Source organism: Amedibacillus sp. YH-ame6, assembly GCF_053848845.1.
Genome location: NZ_JBSPEZ010000008.1, coordinates 15,656 through 35,472, shown reverse-complemented (window position 1 = coordinate 35,472; position 19,817 = coordinate 15,656). Strand labels below are relative to the sequence as shown.

General features: G+C 33.5%; 38 protein-coding genes and 1 tRNA gene. 38 read left to right on the top strand and 1 reads right to left on the bottom strand.

Translation table 11 applies throughout. The features are described from left to right. The first annotated feature begins 53 nt into the window (after positions 1-53). Positions 54-239, top strand: coding sequence for a hypothetical protein (locus ACWG0P_RS07330; protein ID WP_455801165.1), 186 nt, complete (start codon positions 54-56; stop codon positions 237-239). Here the strand turns inward: ACWG0P_RS07330 and ACWG0P_RS07325 are convergent. Further along, positions 211-474 (bottom strand): hypothetical protein, encoded by a 264-nt coding sequence (locus ACWG0P_RS07325; RefSeq protein ID WP_455801164.1) that lies wholly within the window; start codon positions 472-474, stop codon positions 211-213. The two genes, ACWG0P_RS07330 and ACWG0P_RS07325, sit on opposite strands and share 29 nt — an antisense overlap. A gap of 88 nt (positions 475-562) precedes the next feature. Between ACWG0P_RS07325 and ACWG0P_RS07320 the strand changes: the two genes are divergently transcribed. The 37 genes from ACWG0P_RS07320 (at position 563) to ACWG0P_RS07140 (ending at position 19,746) form a co-directional block, all read left to right on the top strand. Further along, positions 563-772: a hypothetical protein gene (locus tag ACWG0P_RS07320; RefSeq protein ID WP_455801163.1), complete on the top strand. Its 210-nt coding sequence runs from the start codon at positions 563-565 to the stop codon at positions 770-772. Positions 773-782: 10 nt separating this feature from the next. Beyond that, positions 783-1,079 carry a hypothetical protein gene (locus tag ACWG0P_RS07315; protein ID WP_455801162.1) on the top strand — a complete coding sequence of 99 codons (297 nt, stop codon included), beginning with the start codon at positions 783-785 and terminating at the stop codon, positions 1,077-1,079. Between the two features lie 77 nt (positions 1,080-1,156). Further along, positions 1,157-1,477 (top strand): hypothetical protein, encoded by a 321-nt coding sequence (locus tag ACWG0P_RS07310; protein ID WP_455801161.1) that lies wholly within the window; start codon positions 1,157-1,159, stop codon positions 1,475-1,477. Positions 1,478-1,490: 13 nt separating this feature from the next. Beyond that, a complete protein-coding gene (locus tag ACWG0P_RS07305; RefSeq protein WP_455801160.1) occupies positions 1,491-1,751 on the top strand; it encodes a hypothetical protein in 261 nt (86 codons plus the stop codon). Between the two features lie 54 nt (positions 1,752-1,805). Further along, the gene (locus tag ACWG0P_RS07300; protein ID WP_455801159.1) at positions 1,806-2,186 is read left to right on the top strand and encodes a glucosaminidase domain-containing protein; all 381 of its coding nucleotides are present in this window, start codon (positions 1,806-1,808) and stop codon (positions 2,184-2,186) included. Positions 2,187-2,229: 43 nt separating this feature from the next. Further along, positions 2,230-2,508 (top strand): hypothetical protein, encoded by a 279-nt coding sequence (locus ACWG0P_RS07295; RefSeq protein ID WP_455801158.1) that lies wholly within the window; start codon positions 2,230-2,232, stop codon positions 2,506-2,508. Further along, a complete protein-coding gene (locus tag ACWG0P_RS07290; protein WP_455801157.1) occupies positions 2,508-3,437 on the top strand; it encodes a YqaJ viral recombinase family nuclease in 930 nt (309 codons plus the stop codon). The genes ACWG0P_RS07295 and ACWG0P_RS07290 overlap by 1 nt, the downstream gene beginning before the upstream one ends. Positions 3,438-3,441: 4 nt before the next feature. Further along, positions 3,442-4,281, top strand: coding sequence for a recombinase RecT (locus ACWG0P_RS07285; protein ID WP_455801156.1), 840 nt, complete (start codon positions 3,442-3,444; stop codon positions 4,279-4,281). Between the two features lie 6 nt (positions 4,282-4,287). Then, on the top strand, positions 4,288-4,788 hold the full coding sequence (locus tag ACWG0P_RS07280) for a hypothetical protein (protein WP_455801155.1): 501 nt from the start codon (positions 4,288-4,290) through the stop codon (positions 4,786-4,788). Then, on the top strand, positions 4,778-4,996 hold the full coding sequence (locus ACWG0P_RS07275; protein ID WP_455801154.1) for a hypothetical protein: 219 nt from the start codon (positions 4,778-4,780) through the stop codon (positions 4,994-4,996). Before ACWG0P_RS07280 ends, ACWG0P_RS07275 begins: the two co-directional genes overlap by 11 nt. 26 nt (positions 4,997-5,022) lie before the next feature. Beyond that, positions 5,023-5,469 (top strand): single-stranded DNA-binding protein, encoded by a 447-nt coding sequence (locus ACWG0P_RS07270; RefSeq protein WP_455801153.1) that lies wholly within the window; start codon positions 5,023-5,025, stop codon positions 5,467-5,469. Between the two features lie 19 nt (positions 5,470-5,488). Beyond that, positions 5,489-6,001 carry an HNH endonuclease gene (locus ACWG0P_RS07265; RefSeq protein ID WP_455801152.1) on the top strand — a complete coding sequence of 171 codons (513 nt, stop codon included), beginning with the start codon at positions 5,489-5,491 and terminating at the stop codon, positions 5,999-6,001. Next, positions 5,994-6,827, top strand: coding sequence for a hypothetical protein (locus tag ACWG0P_RS07260; RefSeq protein WP_455801151.1), 834 nt, complete (start codon positions 5,994-5,996; stop codon positions 6,825-6,827). Before ACWG0P_RS07265 ends, ACWG0P_RS07260 begins: the two co-directional genes overlap by 8 nt. Continuing rightward, on the top strand, positions 6,817-7,824 hold the full coding sequence (locus ACWG0P_RS07255; RefSeq protein WP_455801150.1) for a DNA cytosine methyltransferase: 1,008 nt from the start codon (positions 6,817-6,819) through the stop codon (positions 7,822-7,824). Before ACWG0P_RS07260 ends, ACWG0P_RS07255 begins: the two co-directional genes overlap by 11 nt. Further along, positions 7,814-8,419, top strand: coding sequence for a phosphoadenosine phosphosulfate reductase domain-containing protein (locus ACWG0P_RS07250; RefSeq protein WP_455801149.1), 606 nt, complete (start codon positions 7,814-7,816; stop codon positions 8,417-8,419). The genes ACWG0P_RS07255 and ACWG0P_RS07250 overlap by 11 nt, the downstream gene beginning before the upstream one ends. Continuing rightward, positions 8,407-8,703: a hypothetical protein gene (locus ACWG0P_RS07245; RefSeq protein ID WP_455801148.1), complete on the top strand. Its 297-nt coding sequence runs from the start codon at positions 8,407-8,409 to the stop codon at positions 8,701-8,703. Before ACWG0P_RS07250 ends, ACWG0P_RS07245 begins: the two co-directional genes overlap by 13 nt. 8 nt (positions 8,704-8,711) lie before the next feature. Continuing rightward, entirely contained in the window at positions 8,712-9,896 is a 1,185-nt protein-coding gene (locus tag ACWG0P_RS07240) for an RtcB family protein (protein WP_455801147.1), read from the top strand. A gap of 11 nt (positions 9,897-9,907) precedes the next feature. Further along, the gene (locus ACWG0P_RS07235; RefSeq protein ID WP_455801146.1) at positions 9,908-10,231 is read left to right on the top strand and encodes a hypothetical protein; all 324 of its coding nucleotides are present in this window, start codon (positions 9,908-9,910) and stop codon (positions 10,229-10,231) included. Between the two features lies 1 nt (position 10,232). Then, positions 10,233-10,640, top strand: a complete 408-nt coding sequence (locus tag ACWG0P_RS07230) for a hypothetical protein (protein ID WP_455801145.1) — start codon at positions 10,233-10,235, stop codon at positions 10,638-10,640. Positions 10,641-10,652: 12 nt separating this feature from the next. Then, entirely contained in the window at positions 10,653-10,994 is a 342-nt protein-coding gene (locus ACWG0P_RS07225; RefSeq protein ID WP_455801144.1) for a hypothetical protein, read from the top strand. Next, on the top strand, positions 10,991-11,308 hold the full coding sequence (locus ACWG0P_RS07220; RefSeq protein WP_455801143.1) for a hypothetical protein: 318 nt from the start codon (positions 10,991-10,993) through the stop codon (positions 11,306-11,308). Before ACWG0P_RS07225 ends, ACWG0P_RS07220 begins: the two co-directional genes overlap by 4 nt. After that, positions 11,301-11,633, top strand: coding sequence for a hypothetical protein (locus ACWG0P_RS07215; protein ID WP_455801142.1), 333 nt, complete (start codon positions 11,301-11,303; stop codon positions 11,631-11,633). The genes ACWG0P_RS07220 and ACWG0P_RS07215 overlap by 8 nt, the downstream gene beginning before the upstream one ends. Next, positions 11,630-12,244, top strand: a complete 615-nt coding sequence (locus ACWG0P_RS07210) for a DUF3850 domain-containing protein (RefSeq protein ID WP_455801141.1) — start codon at positions 11,630-11,632, stop codon at positions 12,242-12,244. The genes ACWG0P_RS07215 and ACWG0P_RS07210 overlap by 4 nt, the downstream gene beginning before the upstream one ends. Continuing rightward, a complete protein-coding gene (locus ACWG0P_RS07205) occupies positions 12,241-12,612 on the top strand; it encodes a hypothetical protein (RefSeq protein WP_455801140.1) in 372 nt (123 codons plus the stop codon). The genes ACWG0P_RS07210 and ACWG0P_RS07205 overlap by 4 nt, the downstream gene beginning before the upstream one ends. Then, entirely contained in the window at positions 12,597-12,764 is a 168-nt protein-coding gene (locus ACWG0P_RS07200; RefSeq protein ID WP_455801139.1) for a hypothetical protein, read from the top strand. The genes ACWG0P_RS07205 and ACWG0P_RS07200 overlap by 16 nt, the downstream gene beginning before the upstream one ends. A 4-nt stretch (positions 12,765-12,768) precedes the next feature. Next, entirely contained in the window at positions 12,769-13,179 is a 411-nt protein-coding gene (locus tag ACWG0P_RS07195; RefSeq protein WP_455801138.1) for a hypothetical protein, read from the top strand. Then, entirely contained in the window at positions 13,169-13,705 is a 537-nt protein-coding gene (locus tag ACWG0P_RS07190) for a hypothetical protein (RefSeq protein WP_455801137.1), read from the top strand. Before ACWG0P_RS07195 ends, ACWG0P_RS07190 begins: the two co-directional genes overlap by 11 nt. A 12-nt stretch (positions 13,706-13,717) precedes the next feature. Further along, the gene (locus tag ACWG0P_RS07185; protein WP_455801136.1) at positions 13,718-14,074 is read left to right on the top strand and encodes a hypothetical protein; all 357 of its coding nucleotides are present in this window, start codon (positions 13,718-13,720) and stop codon (positions 14,072-14,074) included. Beyond that, positions 14,040-14,486, top strand: a complete 447-nt coding sequence (locus ACWG0P_RS07180; RefSeq protein WP_455801135.1) for a hypothetical protein — start codon at positions 14,040-14,042, stop codon at positions 14,484-14,486. Before ACWG0P_RS07185 ends, ACWG0P_RS07180 begins: the two co-directional genes overlap by 35 nt. Continuing rightward, positions 14,476-14,619: a hypothetical protein gene (locus tag ACWG0P_RS07175; protein WP_455801134.1), complete on the top strand. Its 144-nt coding sequence runs from the start codon at positions 14,476-14,478 to the stop codon at positions 14,617-14,619. Before ACWG0P_RS07180 ends, ACWG0P_RS07175 begins: the two co-directional genes overlap by 11 nt. A gap of 62 nt (positions 14,620-14,681) precedes the next feature. Beyond that, positions 14,682-14,825 (top strand): hypothetical protein, encoded by a 144-nt coding sequence (locus ACWG0P_RS07170; protein WP_455801133.1) that lies wholly within the window; start codon positions 14,682-14,684, stop codon positions 14,823-14,825. Between the two features lie 105 nt (positions 14,826-14,930). After that, positions 14,931-15,296, top strand: coding sequence for a hypothetical protein (locus tag ACWG0P_RS07165; RefSeq protein WP_455801132.1), 366 nt, complete (start codon positions 14,931-14,933; stop codon positions 15,294-15,296). A 41-nt stretch (positions 15,297-15,337) separates the two neighbouring features. Further along, positions 15,338-15,413, top strand: a tRNA-Ile gene (locus ACWG0P_RS07160). Positions 15,414-15,573: 160 nt separating this feature from the next. Beyond that, positions 15,574-15,996 (top strand): hypothetical protein, encoded by a 423-nt coding sequence (locus ACWG0P_RS07155; protein WP_455801131.1) that lies wholly within the window; start codon positions 15,574-15,576, stop codon positions 15,994-15,996. Then, complete coding sequence (locus ACWG0P_RS07150; protein ID WP_455801130.1) at positions 15,996-17,312, top strand: phage terminase large subunit; 1,317 nt, start codon at positions 15,996-15,998, stop codon at positions 17,310-17,312. Before ACWG0P_RS07155 ends, ACWG0P_RS07150 begins: the two co-directional genes overlap by 1 nt. Positions 17,313-17,477: 165 nt before the next feature. Beyond that, complete coding sequence (locus ACWG0P_RS07145; RefSeq protein ID WP_455801129.1) at positions 17,478-18,704, top strand: hypothetical protein; 1,227 nt, start codon at positions 17,478-17,480, stop codon at positions 18,702-18,704. Next, positions 18,688-19,746, top strand: a complete 1,059-nt coding sequence (locus ACWG0P_RS07140) for a phage minor capsid protein (protein WP_455801128.1) — start codon at positions 18,688-18,690, stop codon at positions 19,744-19,746. The genes ACWG0P_RS07145 and ACWG0P_RS07140 overlap by 17 nt, the downstream gene beginning before the upstream one ends. Positions 19,747-19,817: the final 71 nt, after the last annotated feature.

The following is a 19,817-nucleotide window of genomic DNA, read 5'->3' as shown; positions in this document are numbered from 1 at the left end:
GAGGAGTGATATGAGAAATAAAGAAGAAATGTATTTTGGTTATTCATTGGTATTTGGAATTAAAGAAGAAAGGGATGGTTATGGAAAAAAAATATAAAAAAGACCCTCATAAAATAGGGAGGGTAGCTGAGGAAATAATTTTGATTATCAAGAAAAATGAATTAAATATTGATGAAATAGAGAAATTATTTAAAAAGTTAGACTACGAAATCAATCATCGCACTTATATTCATGAGTAATATCTATTTTGTTAATTAAGTAATCTTCTCCTAGATTACACAATTCTTGATACGCAACACCAAAATTTTCAAGTATAGAGTTCACATGTTCAATGTAATCAGGAATTCTTGATGATTGAGGTTGGGTAAAATTAACTTCATTAAATTTACGATTTGCATAAATCATTGCTAAATCATATTTTAGTTTGTCTAAATCAATGGTGTTACCATCTGAATCAACATATATATTTGGCATATTTATTCTCCTTTCTCTTAATTACATTATAGACGATTTAAGAGAAAAGTAAATTACAAAGATATTAACAAAAGAGAGGAGGGAACTTATGAACAATGAATTAAAAGCAATCCTTGAGGATATCTTAATTGAATTACGTTCTATCAATAAAAAACTAGATGCAGTAACACCTAGTTCGAATGAAACACTGATTGATAACAAGAAGGTTATTGATGATATTGGTCAATCTGTTAGGTTAGCTGTTAGCGGTATGGTTTCATCGCCACAAGAATCAAATTTAAAAAGAAATAAAAGATAGGAGGGATACTTTGACAAAACCAAATAATTATCCATGTATCGAGAGAGAAAGAATAATTTCTAAGTTGTATCTTACTCGAACTGATGTTCAAAAGTTATTGAGGCGTTCATGGAGTGTATCTGATGCTATTTATGAAAAAGCCAGACAAATGGCAGTTGATAAAGGTAAGAATAATTTAGAGAAAAGAGCATATTACGAGTATGTACTTGAATGTGCTGGAATCAAAGAATCCGACATACATAAAATGGCGAATTTAGAAAGAAAGCGAATTAAAAGCTACCCAACTGATTTGACGGTCTTTGGATAGCTAAGATTCAAGGGTATAGATAACCCAATTAGATTATATGTCTAATTAAACCAAAAAGCAAGAACGGAGGAGTTTTAGTGAAGTTCGAAACATTAAAACAACAAGTCTTAGAAGCTTTGCAACACGGTAGTGAGAATGCAATTGATCGTTACGAATTGGCTCGCAGATTGAATACTGATGAAAGAATGATTCGGCGAGTGGTTGTATCTCTTATCGATGAAGATGAAGTTCCTATTTGTTCTTCATCATCATACAAAGGATATTTCTTGCCAAGTTCAGTAGATGAAGTTATTCACGCTAAGAACGAACGTATTAAAAGAGCAAAGAGTACATTCAAATGTATCGCTACATATAACAAATATATTCGTGAACAAACGCAAGAAAAGATGGATTTATAACAGGAGGAAACACATGAGTGTGGCAATAAGGAAGAAAAGAGTTTTCATTTACATAGTAGTTGTGTTGGTGTGCTCTTTTTTGTTAAACGTTGTTTTTGGAATTGTTATCAACAAAATGTCAGTTAGTGCAGATAATTCACAAGATATTTTAGAAGAAAGAATTGCAACGTTAAAAGAAAATTCAGTAAGCAAAGATGCTTACGAAGAATTAGTTAAAGAAAATAACAATCTTCAATCACAACTTAAAGAGGTTCAAGAGTTACAAGCGAAATGAAGAGCCATTTCATCAACTACAAGAATTGATGAAGTAATTACAACAGAATACAACTTGAATAGATTCGTTAATGATAATGGATTATCAGAACAAATTGATGTTGAATCATTCTACAAGTTGTCAAAAAGTTATGGAATTGATGGAGGATATGCTTTAGCGGTCTTCATCAAAGAGACAGGATGGGGTAAACATAGCCCAGCTTGGATCAACGGAAACAATCCTGCTGGAATTACATGCGGATTGGATTATTGTTCTTACAACACAAAGGAAGACGGTATAGAGTCGATGTTTCAGCTATTGCGTAAGTATGTTGATGGTTCTATTGCATACATAGGCAAAAGAACTACTGCAATAGAGGTAAGAGAGAAGTGGTGTGAGACAAAGGACATAGACGAAATCATTGGTCTATGGAAACAAATAAATGGAGGAAAGTAAAAATGAATAATTACGATGCCGAGTTCATCGAGGTGGTCGAATAATGGATTCTTTTGAGCCTAACCAAAATAACGTATTAGATAATATTGATTTTCAACAAGAAAAAAGAGAAGAAATGCTCCAAGTAGCAAAAGAGCAAGAACGTGAATGTTGTGTTATTTGTGGAAAGCCTCTGACAACGAGCCAATATGTTTATAAAAGACACGATAGTGCTTACGCTTGTGAACAGTGTCAGCTTGATGAAATATCAAATGATTGTGTGGTATGGGGCGATGTGTTGGAAGCTGAACGAGATAGAAAAGCGACACAGGAGGTGTTTTAATGTCCTATATAAAACATAAAATTCCAGAAAGCAGAGAAGAGTGGAAAAAGAACAGACTTGCTGGTATAGGCGGTTCTGACGCTTCCGCATCTATTGGTAAATCTCCTTGGTGTTCCACTTATACATTGTGGTGTGAAAAAACAGGGCGTATTGACAACGATAAGGAAGACAATGAACCAATGAGATTAGGGCGTGATTTAGAAGATTACGTAGCACAGCGGTTTACAGAAAAGACAGGAAAAAAGGTTCGTAAATCTTCATTTAGTTTTCAGTCAAAAGAGCATCCACACATGTTGGCAAATGTTGATCGCTTAATTGTCGGCGAAGATGCTGGTTTAGAATGCAAAACTACATCTGCATTAACAAGAACTAAATACGATAAAGGAGATATCCCATTTCAATATTACATTCAGTGTATGCACTATATGGCGGTAACAGGAAAGAAAAAGTGGTATATTGCAATACTTGTGTTAGGTGTTGAATTTTATTGGTTTGAAGTTAATTGGAATGACGATGAAATACTATCTCTAATCAAGTTAGAAGATGAATTTTGGAATTGTGTCACCGAGGATATAGAGCCATCTATTGATGGTTCAGAGAGCACAATGGAGACACTTAAGAAAATGTATCCAGATTCCGATTTTAATTCAACAGTGATTTTATACAGAGGTACAGAGTTAAAACGGTTAGATGAATTGAAATTATTAGAAAAAAAAATTAAGACAGAAAAACGAGAAATTGAAAATAATTTAAAACGTGATTTAGAAAATTGTGTGTATGGTCAATGCGATACTTACAAAGTAAAACTATCCCCCACGGAGTCTAGAAGGGTCGACAGTGATTTATTAAGAGCAATGTATCCTAATATATATGAAGAATGTTCAAATGTTGTAAAAAGTAAAAGATTAACTATAAAAGAGGAGGGCTAAACAAATGCCAACAACAAATCAACAGGGAGCTTTATCTAAAACAATCAATCCAAGCGTAGCGAAGAAAGAACCAAAAACAATAAAAGACTATATTGCGGTTATGATGCCAGAAATTGAAAAGGCACTGCCTAAGGTAATGACACCAGAAAGATTTACAAGAATTTGTCTATCTGCTGTATCGAATACGCCTAAGTTATCTTCTTGCACGCCTGCATCATTCTTGGGCGCAATGATGAATGCAGCTCAACTTGGTTTAGAACCTAATACACCGCTAGGACAGGCTTATTTAATTCCATACGGCAACACGTGTCAATTTCAACTAGGCTATAAAGGAATCATTGATCTAGCATATCGTAGTGGAGATGTAAAAACAATCATGGCACAAGCTGTATATGAAAATGATGAATTTACATTTGAATTTGGGCTAAACCCTGTTCTCAAACATATACCTGCAAAAAAAGACAGAGGGGAGCCTATTTGGTATTATGCAGTATTTAAACTTGTAAACGGAGGCGAAGGTTTCGAGGTAATGAGTAAAGATGATGTATTAAAACATGCTAAATCATTCTCTAAAACATTTAGTAACGGTCCTTGGCAAACTAACTTTGATGAAATGGCAAAGAAGACCGTTATCAAGAAAGTTCTTAAATATGCTCCAATGCGAACAGAATTTATGCACCAAATCAATGAGGATGAAACGGTTAAAACAAACTTATCTGATGATATGTCATCAATTCCTAATGAGTTCTTTGATGCAGAGTTTGAGGAATCCACTGATATCAAATATGATGCAAAAACAGGGGAAGTCAAAACCGACCTAGATGGCAACGCAACGTTGTTGTAGAAGAGTATGTCATATATATTATCAATTGATCCTGGGAATGAGTACAGCGCTTATTCCCTCCTCAATGAGGAATTGAAACCTATTGAGTTTGGAAAAATTACGAACAAAGAAATGATAGATTTAATTATTTCAAAATACAGTGGATGTGAAATCCTAAATATTCCTATGGTGATTGAAATGATAGGTCATTATGGTACAGGGATGCCAGCTGGTAAAACTGTTTTCGATACATGTGTATGGATTGGGAGATTTACAGAATTATATCATTTATACACTGGATTTGAGCCTGTATATTTGATGCGCAGAGAAGAAAAGATTAACCTATGCGGAAACATGAAAGCAAAAGATGGAAATATAAGGCAAGCTCTTATAGACCGTTTCGGAGTTGTTGGAACGAAGAAGAATCAAGGTTGGTTCTATGGCGTTTCAAAAGACGTTTGGCAAGCTATAGCTGTAGGTGTGACATATCACGACAAGAAGGTAAGAGGAGAAATAAATGAAAGCTAAAGTGTTAGCTAGTATTATGAATCAATTACGATTGTATAGAAATACAGTTGTACCGAATTCCGTTGTTAAGTCTAACGGCAAAGAAAAAATAATTGAAGAGTTAAAAAAACATGGTTTTGTCTGTGAAATGAGCGAATGTGAACATTTGATCCCAGACGCAAAAAAGAATCAAACTGACACCGACTACATTTTAGAAGTAGTGTGTTGATTTGATAAATATGAGGAGGACGCAACATGATTAACAGAGTAGTGCTTATTGGTCGCCTTACTAAAGACCCAGTATTAAGAAAAACTTCTGCTGGAGCTAGTGTTACTTCATTTACGCTAGCATGTGACAGAAAAATAAAAGTTGAAGGTCAACCAACTGCTGATTTTATTAACAATATATCTTGGAATAAAACAGCAGATATCATAGCTAAATATGCGCACAAAGGTGCCTTAATCGGTGTTGAAGGAAGAATACAAACAAGAAGTTACGATGGAAGCGATGGGAAAAAAGTTTTCATTACAGAAGTTGTTGCAGAAAGCGTGCAGTTCTTGGACACCAAATCAAGCGCACAGAGTGACGAAAACAATGGAATGAACGAGAATACATTTAATCAAGAAACAAGTGATACAGGCTATGGAAATGCATCTAGCAGTAGTACATTTGAAATATCATCAGATGATTTACCATTTTAATGAATTGAGGTGGTAAAAATTGGAGGAACTAGGGAAAGTAGACAACAATGTCATTAGATATGAAGAATACAACTTAGGAGAATTTGCAAGTATTGTAGTTCCTATTGGGGTTTGTTGTGTATGCAAAGAAGAAACAGTATGTGAATTTACTGAAAACGGTAAATATTATTGTACTGATTGTGCATTTAAAATTGGTGCTATAACAAGTCAACAATATTTGAACAATGTAGGAATTTGCATAGACGCAAAAGCAATAGTTCATGAAGGGCAAATTTACATAGCACGCAAAAATGAAAAATATGATTTTGAAAAAACTAATAAAGATTATCGGCAAACAAAAGAGTATAAGAAATGGCGTAAAAATGTATTTGAACGAGATAACTACATTTGCCAAGATTGTAACAAAAAGGGCGGCACATTAAATGCACATCACTTAAAAAAATTTAAGGATTATCCTAAATTAAGATATGACGTAAATAATGGAATAACTCTATGTGAAAAATGCCATAGAAGAAGGCATAAACATGATTAAGGGTTATTACATAGTGGCTAGAAAAACACTCGAATCCGAGATATGGCACAAGCCACCTTTATATTGGAAAGTATGGAGTTATCTATTAGCTAAGGCTTGCTGGGATGATTTTGGTAATATAAAAAGAGGTCAGTTGTTTGTATCTATCAAAGAGATACAAGAAGATAATCATTGGTATGTTGGGTTTAAAAAAATGATACCTAGCAAGAGCCAAATATTCGATATTTTAGAGTGGTTAAGAACCTCTTACGAAGGTTCGTATGAAGCATACAATGAACCCAACAATGAAGGCAACAGTAAACAACCAATGATAGCAACAACGAAGACAACACGAGGAATGTTGATAAGTATAGTAAAATACGACGTTTATCAAGATGTTTCTTATTACACAGGCAACACCGAAAGCAACAATGAAGATTTTACGAAGGCAACACCGAACAATCTACGAAGGCAACAGCAAGCCAACACTAAAAAAGAAACAAATAAAACAATAAAAACAAATAAAACAATAAAAGATAAAAAAGAGTATGGAGAACTCTCCAATGTTCTCCTCACAGATGATGAATATTCAAAGATTATTGAATTGAATTTATTATCCTACATCGATGATTTATCTTTATACATTCCTAATAAAAAAGGAAAACCTTATGTGAATCATTATGCCACTATCCTTCAATGGAGTAGGAAGGATGAAAAAGAGAAATCACGTAACAATAAAGAGTTGCCAGCATGGTATAAAGATCAAAGTAACATTGATACTGGTGTAGAAGATTTCGATGAAAGTGAATTACAAGAAAAAATAAAGAGGTTAAGAAATGAAACCTAAAAGTAACACAAAACCTATCCAGTTGTTAGAACTGTTTGGAGGTATTGGCGCACCGCGAAGAGGAATGGAGAAGGCAAACTTCAATATCAAATCACAAGACTATGTTGAAATATTGCCATATGCAGTATTTGCATACAATAAGATATTCAACAACGATTATATACCTCAAGACATTATCAACTGGAATATGAATATAGATATTTTAGTTCATGGAAGTCCATGTCAAGACTTTAGTAAAAACGGTTTGAACAACATAAATACTGGACGATCTATCCTGTATGAAAGAACACTCGAAATTATTGATATAGAATTATTTTATAAACCTCCAGTGGCAGTATGGGAGAATGTTCCAAACCTTCTATCAAAAAGACATAGGGAACACTTTGTACATTACATTGAAAGTATGGAACGTATGGGCTATACGAACAGCTATCAAATAGTAGACGCTAGTAAGTTTGGAATAGCGCAAAAGCGTGAACGTCTAATTGTTGTAAGCACATTAAATGGTATTCCGTTCGTATTTCCAAAAGGCAATGAACAGAGGATATCAATAAAAGAATTTATAGATTATGATACGAACTTTGATGATTATAAATTGTCAGAAAATGAAAAATCTCTTTTCTTTGAGATGGATGGAAACTTATTTGTTAAAGAAGCCACGAAACTTGGATATAAGTTGGTTGAAGAGTTCGATGTAGTAAATGTTGAAAGACCAAATAGTAAAACACGTAGAGGAAGAGTTGGAAAGCAGATAGCGAATACATTAACAACAAATCCAAAGCAAGTAATTTATTACGATGGGAAATTAAGATATTTAACTGCAAAAGAACATGTTAGATTAACAGGATTTGAGGATGATGATTACTATAAACTTAAAAATAGTGGATTGAATGACAAGCAAATATCTAGTCTCATGGGAAATAGCATAGTAGTAAATATGCTGATGGAAATATTCAAAGAATTGTATAGACAGGGGTTTATTGGAAATGGACAATGAACTAACATTATTTGATCGCATTCATGTAATTCGTGATGTGGTTGAAAAATACGGAGAAGAGAACTTCTATCTTTCGTTCAGTGGAGGTAAAGATAGTACAGTATTACATTATCTACTTGATGAAGCAATACCTAATAATATGATTACTCGTGTGTTCGTCGATACTGGTATCGAATATGACGCAATTAAGGATTTTGTATATGGGATGACTAAAGACGATAAAAGAATAGAAATAATCAATCCAAGTAAAAATATTAAGCAAGTTCTTGATAAATATGGATACCCATTTAAGAGTAAGGAATTTTCACACTTATTAGCAATCTATCAACATGGCGGAATGATGCCATCTGTAATTAGATATCTAAACGGAGACAGAGGGAAATTTCAATGCCCTAATATTTTAAAGCCTTTATTCACAGAACAGTTTGATTTGAAAATAAGTGATAAATGTTGTCTTAAATTAAAAAAAGAGCCTGTTGAAAAATGGTCGAAGTTAAATAATAAGTCTATTTGCATAACAGGAATGATGGCAACAGAGAAAGGACTTCGTGAAAGCATTCCGTCTTGTATAATCAAAAATAAATGGGGGGGGTAAAGAAATTCCACCCACTATTAAAAGTTACAAATGAATGGGAAAACTGGTATATCACAGAACGCAACATTGAATTGTGTAAGCTGTATTATCCGCCTTATAACTTTGTGCGTACTGGATGCAAAGGATGTCCGTTTGCATTAACACTGCAAGATCAGTTGGAGACAATGGCAAGATTATTACCGAATGAACGCAAACAATGTGAATACATTTGGAAGCCAGTTTATGAAGAATACAGAAGAATTGGATATAGATTAAAGAATAACGAACAACAAAGGTTGTTCTAGGAGGAAATATGGATTTAAAAATATATACAAGCAATATCGAAGAAAAAGCACACAAGCAAGTTCTTACACTTATGCAACAAGATGCATTTAAAGATAGCAAGGTAAGGATAATGCCCGACGTTCACGCTGGCAAAGGTTGTGTTATTGGATTTACAGGGAATTTAGGAGACAAAGTAATTCCTAACATTGTAGGCGTAGATATTGGATGTGGAATGTTGTTAGTAGAACTGGAGAACAAAGATATTGATTTGTGTTTGATTGATAAAGTTATAAGAGAAAATATTCCATCAGGAATGAACGTTAGTGAGGAACTGAATGGAAAAGAATTGATTGATTTATTAAGATGCAAGGATCAACTCAAAAATAAAGATGATTGGCTTTATAGAAGTATGGGTACATTGGGTGGAGGAAACCATTTTATTGAAATTGACGAAAATAAGGAGGGGTGTAAATTTCTTGTTATTCACACAGGGTCAAGAAACATAGGAAAGCAAGTTGCTGAAATTTATCAAGAGAAGGCAATTAAACATTGTTCATTTGACGAAGAGTGTAAATCTGAGACAAGAGAAGCAATAAGTAACCTTAAAGCAAGTGGAAAAGAGTTCGAAATTGAAAAAACTATTAAGCGCATCAAAAAAGAATATGAAGGTAAATTGAAATTACCGAGAGAACTATGCTACTTGGAAGGTAAAGATAAAGAAGATTATTTATGGGACATGGCAATCTGCATTGAGTATGCCAAGCATAATAGAAGCGTCATAGCAGATAAAATTTTAAGTAAGTGTGATTTGATAGAAAATGGAAGATTTCATACCATTCACAATTATATTGGAGAGGATAACATCGTAAGAAAAGGAGCTGTTTCAGCACAATATGATGAACCGTTACTAATTCCGATAAATATGAGAGACGGATGTATTGTTGGCGTTGGAAAAGGTAATGAAGATTGGAATTGTTCTGCGCCTCATGGTGCTGGACGTATCATGTCCAGGAGTGAAGCTAATAAGAAGTTATCTATGGAAGAGTATAAAAAAGCGATGAATGGCATTTATTCTACTTCAATAAGTAAAGATACTTTAGATGAAGCGCCAATGGCTTATAAACCTATGCAAGAAATTTTAGACTGTATAAGAGACACAGTGGAAGTGATTGATATTATCAAGCCTATTTATAATTTCAAGGCTAGTGATTAGGAGGAAAACATATGAACGCAGTAGATATAGTGAGAGAAAATTCTGCATGTGATAATTTTCATAACATAGATTATGCAAAAGGATTTTATAATGCTTTAGATAAAGTTCAAGCAGAACTCGACAAAGAAGTGCCTTGTGATTGGGAAGCGGAACGATTAAGTTTGAAGAAAGAAATAGATAAACTTACAGTGATGTATAAATCTGAATGCGAATTATCATCACGCCATGCAACAACTATCATGAAGCAGAGTGAAGAAATTATGCAAAAAGATAAGGAACTCAATGAACTGAGAGCAAAATGGGAAGCTGTACAACTTATATTTGGAGGTAAATGAGATGGGATTGGATATTAGTATAAAAGGCATGTCATATGAAGATACATACCATTGTGGATATATTACATTTGGTTTGTATAGATGTGCTGTTGCGACAGCTTATAACAAAGAATTTGGAGAAATCTATGAAAAGCCATATAAAAATTTCTTTTACGAAAGTAATGAAGAAGATATAAAGCGTTGGAATGAGTTATGTAATGATGATTTAGATTTGTTTTTAAATCATAGTGATTGTGGAGGTAAATTGACATGGAAAGAGTGTAAGAAAATCTATGATGTTATGAAAGATTTGAAAGTAAATATGAGAGGTCATAACTATGCGACAATGAACGAATATGACATGCACCAGCAATGGCTCAATATGTTTAAATTTTGTGCAACGAAAAGAGTAAATATGTATTTTTGGTAGGAGGTAAATAACATGGGTATATGGATACGCTCACAAGATAAAGAAACGTTAAGAGAAGTAAGTAACGTTTATATTGAAATGCTTTATCAACACAAAGAAACTAAAGAGTACTATGGCAGTGTTTTAGGCGGTAAGGAAAACTTTATAACAGTATACAAAGTTTGTGGAATGGGTATTTATTCATCAAAAGAAAAAGCTATCAAGGTGTTGGATATGATACAAAACCAAATAGCAAAAGCAGTTGAAGCAAAAACTAAATATTTACCATATTCGAAAGACAGTGAATGGAGTAGTTGTGAACACGTTTCTATAATTGTGTTCAACATGCCATTAGACGAGGAAGTGGAAGTATGACAGCACAAGAGATGTTTAAAAAAATAGGCTTTATTTTAGCAGAAAGTTACTTTTATATTTGTGAAAGTCCAACAGACAAATTAAATGTGTATTTTAATGAAGAAATAAAAAGTTATTGCGTTACATGGAGTAGATGGATACCTAGAATTGATAATTGGTATAAAGATGTATACGAAAATAAAGATATATCTGATTGGATTACATATTGCTCAAAGTATGGATATTGGCAAAGTCAAACTCTTATTGATGTGGATTTAAGATTATTTAAAGCAATCCACCAGCAAATGAAAGAACTGGGGTGGTTAGATGCTTAAAACATTAAGAGATGTGGCGAAAACATTGTATGGTGTTCCAAATTCTATCTGTTGCAAAGTTTGTAAAGCAAATAATAAATGCAAATTGAAGCATGAAAAATTGTCATGTGTTGATTGTATAGAAGAAGAAATAACAAAGTTAATTGATCGTGCTACTCAAAAGAAAGTAAAAGTAACAATTATCAGTAAAGAACATGGTTCATATCAATGTGATTGTCCTGTATGCGGTTGTTTCTTATCGGTTAATTGTAAAGATGTAGAAACAAAGTTCTGTAGAGAATGTGGACAAGCGATTTCGTGGGAGGATGAAGGTAAAAAACAATGAATGAAAAATTAGTAGAAAGGTTTAAACGAGGAAAGATAGTTGTAAATTGTAAAACTGAAAACGAGGCAAAAAGATTTATTAAGTGGTGCTTTGAAAATGGTATGAGATGGATGTGGGATGATGTTACTTGTACTCATTTTAATGATGATTACAACATATGTTATGGATACGATAGTTACCTCAAACATGGTAACTATGATTATTATATATCACAAATGCACACCATCGTTTCATTCAATGAAATGTTTAATAATACATTCACTAAAGATGATTTAAAAGTGGCAACAAGTATCGACTTGGGAGAAGTAGTAAAGAATATGAAAACGCATAATGTCAAAACAGTTCAGCCATTCTTCGATGCTGGGAGATTAGGTATAAAGAAATTTGAGCTTCGTAAGAACGACAGAGAATATCAAGTAGGAGATTTATTTGTTTCACATGAATACTCAAATGAAAAGTGTTTAGAAGGAAGCCCTTTTGGCACTTGTCATGAAACTGAAAAAGGATATACAGGCAGAAAATACACAGGTGTTATTACATTCGTGTTAAAGAACTATGAAGGTTTACAAAAAGGATATTGCATCCTAGGAATTGAGGTACTAGAGAAATGAAACATAAGGCACAAGAGGCGTTAGATTGTTTGTATGATGAAAATAAAATGGATAAATTCGCTAAAGGTTTTTCTCGTGATGATGATTATACTTCACAATTTGATTATGATAACGCAAAAGATTACTGCATTGATAAACTTAACGAACTTATCAAACTTCAAATACCATATAAGTATTTACAAATGCTTTGCATTGTCGTGAAAGAAAACATTGATCGTTTAGAAAAAAAAGCTCGGAAGTTTGAAAGAGAAGGTAAGTTTTCGGACTTAGCTGTCTATAGTGGGCTAATAGAACAGCACAAGCAAATCATAGAAGTTTTACACAAGCAAAAAGAAATGTGGGAGGAAGAGGAATGCCAAAAACAATAGAAGAGTTAGATGGAGAACTATGTAAATATTGTCCATGCACAGACTATGGTTTTGAAAAAATAAATACAGGACCTTGGAATTTGTGTGAAGGTTGTGCTTGTGATAAAGCATATGAAAAATACCTTGAAGATAATCAAGATGAAGAGGAGTAACTAGATGAAAAGATTAACAAAGAAATGCAAAGATGAAAACGGACGATTTTATGCACCTAACACTGACGATGTGGGAGAAGCTATGGAAAACGTAATCTTTCAAAAACTAGGCAAACTAGAAGATTTAGAAGAACAAATAGGAATGCCGTTAGAAGATTTCTGCACATGTATGTTTCATACAGGGGATTTCTTTTATGTCATTGTAAAAAATGAGGATACTGAACAATTAGAAATTGTAGAAGTAGAAAAAGAAGAGGGCTATATGAACCAATATAGCCAAGGAGCTTTTTATTTCACAGGAGAATCGGAAAAAGATATATTTTATGAATATCCTATTTCGTGTTATGGAAAAGATTTGTTCTTAACTTACGAAGAAGCAGAGAAGAAGTTGGAGGAAATGAAGAATGAAAGATGAAAAAAAAGATATAATATCAAAAATTAAAGAATTAGCATATGAGAATGTAAACAAAAAGTTAGAAGAAGAAAGAAAAGCTACTGAAAAGAAAATAAATGAGGACATTGATAAGGTAGAAAAAGTATTAAGCTATATCAAAAATAAACTTATTTATAAAGAAGTTAAAGGAATAAATGGATGGAACACGGTAGGCTATGTATTGGTTGATGAAGAAATATTTTTCAATGATTATAACGATGAAAAAGATAATACATATAGAAAAGGAATTGTTTTTAACAAAGAAAGAAGACGGCATGATTCCTTGTTATCAGTCAATGGCAATCATTACTATGACATAAGAAATATAATTGAAAATTATAAATCAAATTTCGAAGATCATGAAAGGCGTTTGGATAGGCTTAATGAAAATTTTAGAGAAATTGAAGAGCAAGGAAAATTGTTGTTGCAACAAGAGAATAATATCAAAAAACTTATTGAAGAATATAAAAAAGTAGATATTCAAGAAATTGAAGTAGAAGAATTTTAAAGGAGAACCAACATGGAAAATAAAGAAGTAGAATATCTTATAGAATGTCTTTTACCTAAAGATAAAACTTCTATAAATTATGGACATATAGAAGGAATTATAAGAAATATAATTGTTAATTTCGAACAACTCGAAAAAGAGAATGCAGAGTTAAAAAAGTACAGAGGAACCGACGATACTGCTGACGCTATGATTTATGCTTCTATGGTGAGTCAAAAGCAAGAAATAACAGAGTTAAGGAATCAACTCCAAGCAAAAGATAAAGCGTTGGATAAGGCTATTAAAAAAATAACTTTGGATAATGATGAAGGAACTCAATTTTTAGATAGTCAATATGAATATTGGAAAGAGTGGTGTGAAAATGAATGAAAAAGAACATTTTAATTTACCTAGAATAAAATTTCACGAAGACTTTAAAAAAAAGAAATTCGATAAGGAAATGGCATTGTGTTTGGTAGGAGAACTACAGATGCATTGGTGTCAATATTGTAATAATTATAAAGATAATAATTGCGGTTGTTATTTGCCACCATTCAAAAAAGAAATGATCCATAAGATCAACGAACACTTCGACAATCCACCTTTGAACATGAACAATTTGAAACAACTCATTGGCAAGCCTATCTTTAATAACGATCGTAAAGAATGGTTTCTATTACTTGCAGTTAGAGATGGGGCAAATAAAGAAATTGATGTGATAAGCACCAAGAAACAGTATAAAGAAACTTATGGTTATCGAGATGGTTGTTTCTTCGCAAGGGAGGTAAAGGATGAAAACTAGAAGGGTAGATTATTTAAACTCATTACCTTGGCATAAGCAATTGTTAGAGGCGCTAAAAATAGCATTAAATTTAAAATTTAGAATTAGGAATTTAAAAGAATATCTTGAGGAAGAAATAGAGGTAAATGAGTGAATACACGGTGGAGAGCAATAAGAATAATCAAAGAGAGAAATATGAGTTATCTCGATAAATGTATGCTTAAAGCTATAAAAAAGATGACTATTATTGGAGCAAGTGTTGGAGTGAGTGCAGTTGATTTGATTAGAAGTATAAAGATATTTGGTGGGTACGAAAAGAAAACGTTAAATCAATTATGGAAGAGTAATAAGAAGCGGTAATATAGAGCCGATAAAGAAGTAAATAAAAAACCTCCCACCGCCGACCAAAGCAAAGAGAGGTAAAACCTAGTTAAATTATATCATACAAACTAGGAGGAATAAACGATGTTTACAAAAGAGAAGAGAAACTATTTCAAAAGGGAATGTAAAAGCAAGTATTTCATGATGAAAAGATTAAATGAAATTGAAAATGAATTGAAGTACATAAACGATATCCTACGTGCTAAAGCAAACAACTACAAAGAAAACATGTATGGAGAAGAAGCGCTTTTGAAAGAAAAGGAAAGCATAACATTGAGACTTAATTATGTGGATGATGTGATTAGTTCAATACGCGATCCGCGAACAAGGGGAATTGTAAACGACCTATGGGTAAATGGATTCTCTAAAACAAAGACGTCAATCAAATACAGTCTAAGCGAAATGCAGATGTACAGGAACATTGACACAGCACTATCGAAAATTTTATAAACATGATACTTAGTATCGTGTTTTTTTTAAGATAATTAAGTAGCGGGATAGAATAGTGGTTAATTCGCCAGTCTTATTAGCTGGATATCGGGATTTCGATTATCCCTCCCGCAACCAATAGGAATAACATCAACCTCAAAGGGTTGGTTTTGTCATATAAGAGAGGTGTGGACCAATAGCGAAAGGAAAATATAAAGAGTGGTTAGAACCCGATAATTTACTTAGGCTAAAGGCTTGGGCTCGAGATGGCTTAGTAGATACACAAATAGCCCACAACATGGGTATTGGGTGTTCTACATTACAAACATGGAAAGCCACTTATAAAGAGATTCAAGAAGCCTTAAAAAAGGATAAGGAAGTAGTGGATATTGAAGTAGAAAACTCTTTACTTAAAAAGGCTAAAGGATATAACGTTGAAGTTAAAAAGACTTTCAAGGTAAGAACGAAAAAATTCAGTGAAACGACAGGAAAGTTAATAGAGGATAAAGAGGAACTTGTACAAGCTATAGATGAAGTACATATACCAGCAGATACCACAGCTCAAATATTTTGGTTGAAGAATCGTAGATCGCAAGCATGGAGAGACAAACAGGAGATAGTATCGACAGAGGCGAATGAAATAGCTAAGAAGGTAGAAGCATTAAATAAATCGGTTGTTGAGAGTGTAGTAAAGAATCGTGATATTGAGGATCTAGAGTAATGAATATACCAGCACCATTTAATGAAAAGCAGATAAACTATCTATTTCATACATTTGATTCATGGTTCAATGTGTTGGAAGGTGGGAAGCGTGGAAGTAAGAATGTATTAAATACATATGCGTTCTGTGTGAATTTAGAAACACATCCCGATAGATTCCATTTAATTGCTGGTGTAGATCAGTCAAGCCCGCGTGTTAACATCGGAGATTGTGATGGCTATGGATTGTTCAACTACTTTGAAGGAAGATATCGCAAAGGAAAGTACGAAGCAAAGGATTGCTATTATGTTCAAACAAAAGCTGGTGAAAAGATTATCTTCTTTGCTGGAGGCAAGAAAAAGGGCAGTGAAGCAGATATACGAGGTTACACGTATGGTTCAGTGTATATCACAGAAGCAAATCTATGTTGTAAGGAGTTCTTGCAAGAAGCTATGGACAGAACGCTTTCCAGTAGTCGCAGAAAGGTGTTTCATGACTTAAACCCTAAAGATAAAGACCATTGGTATTACGTTGACTTCTTACAGTTTCACGAAGATTCCCAAAAAACTAATAAATCATATGGCTACAACTACGGACACACTTCAATAGCCGATAATATGTCTCTAAGCGACGAAAAAATAAAAAAAGAACTTAGTACATATAAAAAAGATTCTGTATGGTACAAGAGAGATATATTAGGTCATAGAGAGACAGCAGAAGGGCTGATATTCCCATATTATGCAGATGATGAAGAGACATATCTTGCTGATGAAGAAGAGTTACTTAAACTTAAGGGGCGATTTAGTCATTTGATTATGGGTATTGATTTCGGAGATAGCGGTAGTAAGTATTCATTTCATTTAAGCGGATTCATCGATAGTTGGAAGAAGATGAAAGCACTAGATGAAACTGATATGAAAAAATCTAACGGTATAGATGCTAAAATGCTTTGTGAGACGTTCATTAAATTTTATAAGCTAGTTATTGAAAAATGGGGTCAACCCGAATGGATATTTTGTGATAGTGCATCCAACACATTGATTAACACATTAAGAACAGCAGCGCGTGAAGCTGGACTTCCATACAACTGCATTGCTGGTGTGGTTAAGAACCCCATAAGTGACCGTCCTAAGACTGTAGACGAACTATTGAGTTCGGGACGACTAGAAATCAACCGAAAGTGTAAAAACGCTAGAAAGGCTTTGAAAAGCCTAGTATGGGACGAAAAGAAAAAGGATGAACCCGAGGATGAGAACAAAGGTAACATAAATGATGATTGGGATTCATTCTGTTATACGTTTATAACACATACTCAATATATTGAGTTAAGGAGGTAACAACGAATAAAACAATGTATTAAAGATTATTTAGCTATTCAAGGATATAACATTGACAGTGATTCACAAACGATCATCGAAAAAACAAACAAGTGGTATAAAAATAATGAAGAAGACTTTCATCAAGCATTTACAATCAATGGAGAATCTTACGACCTTGAAAGAATGAATTTCGCAAAAAGATTATGCGCGGATGATGCAAACTTAATTGAAGTAGTGGAAGTGAATGTATCCAAAAACACGAATGAGAACGACCTTATAAACAAAATTCTAACCAACAATGAATTTGAAGCAATGTACAGGAAACAAACAGAAGAAATGAGTGCCAATGGAACAGTTGGTGCTTATATCCGAGTTGATAATGTTGGTCTTATGAAAGATGGAACACTTAAAGGTGGAGATATCAAGATTAACTATTGCAATTCGCTGAATATAATTCCACTTAATGTTGAAAATAACCAAATCATCGAATGTGCTTTTACTGGTGTTTCAAGAGATAAAAAAGACGAGTATATAACATTGGTAATGTTTACGCTTGAAAATGGTAAATACATATGTAAAAATGTGGTCTTTAATTCTTTGGGAGTTGAACAAAAAGAAAGAGAAAGCACAATTACGCTTGGAGATGTAAAACCTTTCTCAATCATGAGGACAGCAGAAGTTAATAACCTCGATATGATTGGATATGGTTTTCCAAAACTATGGAATGCAATTCCTAATTTGAAGATATTAGATTTATCCTATACTATGTGGAAACGTGATCTTGAAAAATCCGACAAAATAGTCTTGATGAACGATATCCTATGTAGGAAAGATAAAAACGGAAATCCGCTTCCTCCTACAGCGGAAATGAAAAAAATATTTGTTCAACTTGGCGAAAATTCTAAACTGCCCGAAGAAAATGCACTATGGCAAGAATACAACCCAACAGTACGTATCGATGATGTTACAAAGAGTTTTGAACTTGCATTAAGTATGTTGTCAATTTCATTCGGGTATGGAACTAAACGATATTCGTTTGAGGATGGAAGAATAGTATCCGCTACAGAGTATGCTGGGGATCGACAGGATTCCATGCAAGAAATCAATAAGCAACGATCCGAAAGTAAGAATTATATCATTGATTTGGTAAAAGCTATCAAATGGATGTATAACGCATTAAATAAAGCGAGTTTAAACATAGAAGAAGAAATCATGATCGATTTTGATGATTCTTATGTGGAAGATAAAAAAGCTACTGCTGAATCTATGAGGAATGACGCTCTTTCATTCGGGATACCTACACTTACAAAATGGTATTTGATGAAAAGGTATAATATTGCGGAAGATGAAGCGGTCGAACTTTTATCCGAAATGAATAGTGGAGATGATGGAGATGAAACAGAAGAATAACATCGAAAAAGATTCACTAGAAGCCGTGGAACAAGCGAAGGAATTTGAACTTAGCATACTTCTTCTTTTGACATATCATATATCAAAGACATTAAGCGAAGATGAAACTAAAGCACTTGCTTTAAGTGAAATACGCAAGTCTATTTCAAAGGAAACAAAAAACGCACTGAAATCATTAGAGGAAGCATCAAACACAGCTATCACGATCGCTAATGACAGGGAATATGATTCATTAAAGGAAAAGGCGCCTAAACTAATCGAATACAAGGGGAATAGCAGATATGTTGCCGATTGCGACGAATACTTTAGGAAATATATGCGAAGCGGTGGTACCAATTATGTGGTTGGAAAGAATCAACGTGTATTGCAGTATTTTAATACATTCATTGAGCAAAATGTTAAGAGTGTAGTAGATGGCACGACATCCGTAAACGATGCAGTTAAAAAGGCTATAAACGAATTATCTAGTACTGGTCTTAAAATCATTAACTATGAGAATGGAACAACAAGAAATATAGATGTATTCGTAAGGCAACAAATACAATATGCATCCAAAGAATCAACACACGAATTGAGAGAAGAATTTGCTAAAAAGAATGGTATTACAATATGGGAGTTCGATGCACACGCGAACGCACGTCCCAGCCATCAACAATGGCAAGGCAAGCGATACGACACTACAGGAAGACACTATCCAACGTTAAATGAACTAACACATGGAGAACACGAAGAATTTGGTTGTAAACACATTCGATTCCCTGTGTTTAGTAAAGATGATCCGTACATGTTTAGTAAAAAGGATCTCGAGAGCATAAACGCAAAGCCGTTTGTATGGAACGGGAAAGAATACGACGGATATTCCGCTGCACAACAGCAAAGAAAAATAGAACGCGAAATAAGGGCTTTAAAACGAGAAAAAACATTGCTCAATGAAAATGGTTTTGACGATAAAGAAGCATCGTACAAACTTAAAATAAAAAATGCTCAATATTCTTCTTTCTGTAAAGCGTTCGGAACTTACAAAAGAAATGACAGATTATAAAGATGATACTCGGTATCGTCTTTTTTTATTTAATATGTAAGTAACCCATAACGCAGAAGGTGCGTTTAAGA

Excerpts from the sequence above, each read along its gene's own strand:
- ACWG0P_RS07145 (WP_455801129.1), top strand. The coding sequence starts at position 17,478 with ATGAATTTCGCAAAAAGATTATGCGCGGATGATGCAAACTTAATTGAA.
- ACWG0P_RS07195 (WP_455801138.1), top strand. The coding sequence starts at position 12,769 with ATGAAAAGATTAACAAAGAAATGCAAAGATGAAAACGGACGATTTTAT.
- ACWG0P_RS07275 (WP_455801154.1), top strand. The coding sequence starts at position 4,778 with ATGAAAGCTAAAGTGTTAGCTAGTATTATGAATCAATTACGATTGTAT.
- ACWG0P_RS07290 (WP_455801157.1), top strand. The coding sequence starts at position 2,508 with ATGTCCTATATAAAACATAAAATTCCAGAAAGCAGAGAAGAGTGGAAA.
- ACWG0P_RS07185 (WP_455801136.1), top strand. The coding sequence starts at position 13,718 with ATGGAAAATAAAGAAGTAGAATATCTTATAGAATGTCTTTTACCTAAA.
- ACWG0P_RS07285 (WP_455801156.1), top strand. The coding sequence starts at position 3,442 with ATGCCAACAACAAATCAACAGGGAGCTTTATCTAAAACAATCAATCCA.
- ACWG0P_RS07250 (WP_455801149.1), top strand. The coding sequence starts at position 7,814 with ATGGACAATGAACTAACATTATTTGATCGCATTCATGTAATTCGTGAT.
- ACWG0P_RS07175 (WP_455801134.1), top strand. The coding sequence starts at position 14,476 with ATGAAAACTAGAAGGGTAGATTATTTAAACTCATTACCTTGGCATAAG.
- ACWG0P_RS07225 (WP_455801144.1), top strand. The coding sequence starts at position 10,653 with ATGGGTATATGGATACGCTCACAAGATAAAGAAACGTTAAGAGAAGTA.
- ACWG0P_RS07295 (WP_455801158.1), top strand. The coding sequence starts at position 2,230 with ATGGATTCTTTTGAGCCTAACCAAAATAACGTATTAGATAATATTGAT.
- ACWG0P_RS07155 (WP_455801131.1), top strand. The coding sequence starts at position 15,574 with ATGGGTATTGGGTGTTCTACATTACAAACATGGAAAGCCACTTATAAA.
- ACWG0P_RS07205 (WP_455801140.1), top strand. The coding sequence starts at position 12,241 with ATGAAACATAAGGCACAAGAGGCGTTAGATTGTTTGTATGATGAAAAT.
- ACWG0P_RS07255 (WP_455801150.1), top strand. The coding sequence starts at position 6,817 with ATGAAACCTAAAAGTAACACAAAACCTATCCAGTTGTTAGAACTGTTT.
- ACWG0P_RS07270 (WP_455801153.1), top strand. The coding sequence starts at position 5,023 with ATGATTAACAGAGTAGTGCTTATTGGTCGCCTTACTAAAGACCCAGTA.
- ACWG0P_RS07280 (WP_455801155.1), top strand. The coding sequence starts at position 4,288 with ATGTCATATATATTATCAATTGATCCTGGGAATGAGTACAGCGCTTAT.
- ACWG0P_RS07245 (WP_455801148.1), top strand. The coding sequence starts at position 8,407 with ATGGGGGGGGTAAAGAAATTCCACCCACTATTAAAAGTTACAAATGAA.
- ACWG0P_RS07305 (WP_455801160.1), top strand. The coding sequence starts at position 1,491 with ATGAGTGTGGCAATAAGGAAGAAAAGAGTTTTCATTTACATAGTAGTT.
- ACWG0P_RS07180 (WP_455801135.1), top strand. The coding sequence starts at position 14,040 with ATGAATATTGGAAAGAGTGGTGTGAAAATGAATGAAAAAGAACATTTT.
- ACWG0P_RS07165 (WP_455801132.1), top strand. The coding sequence starts at position 14,931 with ATGTTTACAAAAGAGAAGAGAAACTATTTCAAAAGGGAATGTAAAAGC.
- ACWG0P_RS07150 (WP_455801130.1), top strand. The coding sequence starts at position 15,996 with ATGAATATACCAGCACCATTTAATGAAAAGCAGATAAACTATCTATTT.
- ACWG0P_RS07230 (WP_455801145.1), top strand. The coding sequence starts at position 10,233 with ATGGGATTGGATATTAGTATAAAAGGCATGTCATATGAAGATACATAC.
- ACWG0P_RS07200 (WP_455801139.1), top strand. The coding sequence starts at position 12,597 with ATGCCAAAAACAATAGAAGAGTTAGATGGAGAACTATGTAAATATTGT.
- ACWG0P_RS07320 (WP_455801163.1), top strand. The coding sequence starts at position 563 with ATGAACAATGAATTAAAAGCAATCCTTGAGGATATCTTAATTGAATTA.
- ACWG0P_RS07170 (WP_455801133.1), top strand. The coding sequence starts at position 14,682 with ATGCTTAAAGCTATAAAAAAGATGACTATTATTGGAGCAAGTGTTGGA.
- ACWG0P_RS07210 (WP_455801141.1), top strand. The coding sequence starts at position 11,630 with ATGAATGAAAAATTAGTAGAAAGGTTTAAACGAGGAAAGATAGTTGTA.
- ACWG0P_RS07235 (WP_455801146.1), top strand. The coding sequence starts at position 9,908 with ATGAACGCAGTAGATATAGTGAGAGAAAATTCTGCATGTGATAATTTT.
- ACWG0P_RS07140 (WP_455801128.1), top strand. The coding sequence starts at position 18,688 with ATGAAACAGAAGAATAACATCGAAAAAGATTCACTAGAAGCCGTGGAA.
- ACWG0P_RS07215 (WP_455801142.1), top strand. The coding sequence starts at position 11,301 with ATGCTTAAAACATTAAGAGATGTGGCGAAAACATTGTATGGTGTTCCA.
- ACWG0P_RS07325 (WP_455801164.1), bottom strand. The coding sequence starts at position 474 with ATGCCAAATATATATGTTGATTCAGATGGTAACACCATTGATTTAGAC.
- ACWG0P_RS07190 (WP_455801137.1), top strand. The coding sequence starts at position 13,169 with ATGAAAGATGAAAAAAAAGATATAATATCAAAAATTAAAGAATTAGCA.
- ACWG0P_RS07240 (WP_455801147.1), top strand. The coding sequence starts at position 8,712 with ATGGATTTAAAAATATATACAAGCAATATCGAAGAAAAAGCACACAAG.
- ACWG0P_RS07220 (WP_455801143.1), top strand. The coding sequence starts at position 10,991 with ATGACAGCACAAGAGATGTTTAAAAAAATAGGCTTTATTTTAGCAGAA.
- ACWG0P_RS07260 (WP_455801151.1), top strand. The coding sequence starts at position 5,994 with ATGATTAAGGGTTATTACATAGTGGCTAGAAAAACACTCGAATCCGAG.